Annotated in this window: 2 protein-coding genes; one reads left to right on the top strand and one right to left on the bottom strand. The window is 57.4% G+C overall.

The genetic code is table 11. The features are described from left to right. Positions 1–107 precede the first annotated feature (107 nt). The gene (locus WB528_RS19510) at positions 108–479 is read right to left on the bottom strand and encodes a hypothetical protein (RefSeq protein ID WP_423890034.1); all 372 of its coding nucleotides are present in this window, start codon (positions 477–479) and stop codon (positions 108–110) included. Between the two features lie 763 nt (positions 480–1,242). Here WB528_RS19510 and WB528_RS19505 point away from each other — a divergent pair. Beyond that, entirely contained in the window at positions 1,243–2,418 is a 1,176-nt protein-coding gene (locus WB528_RS19505; protein ID WP_423890033.1) for a helix-turn-helix domain-containing protein, read from the top strand. The last annotated feature ends 309 nt before the right edge of the window (positions 2,419–2,727 follow it).

Genomic DNA, 2,727 nt, shown 5'->3' with positions numbered 1-2,727 from the left:
GCCGTCACCACTGGCCCGAAAACCCTTTGGACTTTGATCACCAATGACGATTTGGCGGCCTTTTTGTCCCATCGGCAAATCCATCCGCAACAATGTAGCGAAAGCGTTTACGCCCGCCAGAAGGGCTTGAGTGCCTCGGCTTGCGCATCAGCGCGGGAGATGCGGATGTCACGACGATCTCGTTCGCACAGTTTGATCAACTCGGTCCGTTCAACTGCACGGCGATGCCACTCAGCAATCCAGGTCTTGAGCTGTCGCCACTGCATCGCGCCCAACAATGGAGTAAGCGTGATCGAGGAGACCGCAACGGTGGCGGGGTCGTCGTCGGAGACGATGACTTGGATGAGTCGGACGATGTTGACGGGCAGAAGAATGACATGGAGTACGAGCACCGGATATATATGGTCCAGCGCACCGTAGGTTCCGAACAAGAGATTGCTGCAGATCGCAGCGGCGCGCAGGGGCACCATCGCGCTCATGCAGAAAGTCGCCAGAACGCTGGCGGAAGCGGCATAGCCGAGAAGGCTGGTCCACAACATTATGTCACCGCAAGTGCCGGCGCGCCTCCGCGGGGGGTGGGGGCAGACAGGTATTACGATTACGGACCAATCAGCCAAACGGCGTGTCCGTTACCACCCGTAATCGGTGGAAAGACGAGCTTAGCAAGCGCCACAAAAATCACCATGCAAACGAGCGCAAGAAGAAATCCTCGTGATTGGGGCTTGGGACTGTCTCGTGTCCCTTGCATTTGGTGCACGTCGGTCTTGTTGGCCAATGACATGGCAGCATCGTCTCCCGCTTCTGGGAACCATTTCTAACGAGCTTGAGCGCGTATCAAATACTCGACTGCCGCACGGTGACGTACGTCACTGCACAAGCATTGAGTGTCCCGCGAAAGGTGTAAGGGGCAAAACGCATTTCGTTTCAAGCACTAATTCATGTTGCGCCACAGATTGAGACCCTGCGTCAACGGATTGATCTGGAGCATCAACTTAGCTTCGAACGCCCAGGGGGAGTTGCTCTCTCCATGCCCCTACAGGGCCTTCATTGAGTCGTTTGCCCTATGAGACGCTCCGTCAATAAACTGATCCGCGGTGTCAATTTCACGTCGGGCGTAACGAGAAGTTCCCACCCCACGCTCGGTTAGCTTTTTACGGCCTTCCGGCCCTTCATTGCGATTTCGCAAAGCGGTGCTAAGGTCGCGCAACCCTGTGGAGTGACGCTTTAATCAAGAAGGATACGATGGCCAAGAACGGAATATCGACTAAGAGTGCCACTACGACTAAGAGCAATGATAGCCAGAAAGGTTCGCAAGCTCGGGGGTCCGCCGAGCCGCATGTTACCGACAAGGGAATTTGCGGGTCATGGCCCAAGCTGCAAGGATTAGACAGCAATCCGCAAGGGGAATCTGGCCCACAGTTCTGGCAGGCATTTCGAGACACCTTCGCGCACATCTACACGCTGTCGCTGCCGGACCCGTCGGAAGAAGCACGCTTCACCCTGTCAACTCGCACTTATCATCTGCCCAGCGCGATTCTGATGCGCAGTCAGGGCACGGCTTTCATTATGGCACGAGGGCCCGCGCTCGTTGCGCGCCACGCCGATCAGTTGCTCATCTATCTCGAGCTCGAAGGCTCGTGTGACAATGACTGGGCGGGACGGCGCGGCCGCGTCATGCCAGGCGATATCCAAATCGTTGATTATGCGCGGCCGTTCCACAGTGTAACCACCGACTACGCGAATCTGATCCTTATCCTTGCCCGCGACAGCGTGCCCACATCACTGCTGGGACTTGAGCCGCATGGTTTTGTCTTTCCGCATGGCAGCGGCGCTGCGCGTCTGATCGGTGCAGCGATGCAGGAATTCTATGCGCAGGCCGACGATCTGACGGTCGGGGAAGCCGAAGCAGCGATCGAGGGAATCGTAGGGCTGACGACCGCCTTCGCACGGATGAGGCTTGCAGGCGACAAATTGGATCGTGTGAAGTCGAAGAGAAAGGCTGCATTCGATTACATCGACGCGCATTTCGCCAACGCGCGCCTCGGGCCCGACGAGATTGCGGCTGCGGCCCACCTCTCGCGCGCGTCGCTCTATCGTCTATTGGCGGCTGAAGGTGGCATTCGCTCGGTGTTGTTGAAGCGCCGGCTCGATCAGGCCCTCCGGCTCATGCTGGACGACGGTGGCGACGAGTGTTCGCTGAAGGAAATCGTCAAATGTTGTGGCTTCGGCGGTAAGAGCCAGTTCAGCCGGGCGTTTCACGCACGCTTCGGCTTGCCGCCGCGGCAATACCGGGCGCTCGTCCGCCAGCAAGACTTCGATTGGCACCAAGCGCGGCTCAAGGCTGACGGCTTTGACCATGATTCCTTATTTTGGCGGACACAGCGTGTGGAACGGAGCCGTTCCATCCAGATGCCGTGAGATTCCGTGGCGCCCTTCGCGCCTCTTTGTCAGCCATTTCTCACGCGCGGCTTCATCCGGGGCTGGTTCACCAAGCCCGTCGTTGGCAATATCCGCTCACGGCAGCTTCTGGCAGATTGTGTTAGAAAAGTCGAAAGTTGCTGGGCCGCGAATTTTTGGCGAAAACAAAAAGCGAGAGACGATTGCTGATTCGTGTACCCTCAATCGCGTTGCCTAACTCGCCGGTTAGTTCAACGTGAGAGAGGCAGTCCCCTCACATTTATACACGGATGACGCGCCTACAGTCCGCAGAATTTTGGATCACCTGTG

The organism is Bradyrhizobium sp. (genome assembly GCF_049586575.1).
Taxonomy (GTDB): Bacteria; Pseudomonadota; Alphaproteobacteria; order Rhizobiales; family Xanthobacteraceae; genus Bradyrhizobium.
The sequence above is the reverse complement of the archived record's forward strand: the minus strand, read 5'-3'. Positions and strand labels throughout refer to the sequence as shown.

Excerpts from the sequence above, each read along its gene's own strand:
- WB528_RS19510 (WP_423890034.1), bottom strand. The coding sequence starts at position 479 with ATGAGCGCGATGGTGCCCCTGCGCGCCGCTGCGATCTGCAGCAATCTC.
- WB528_RS19505 (WP_423890033.1), top strand. The coding sequence starts at position 1,243 with ATGGCCAAGAACGGAATATCGACTAAGAGTGCCACTACGACTAAGAGC.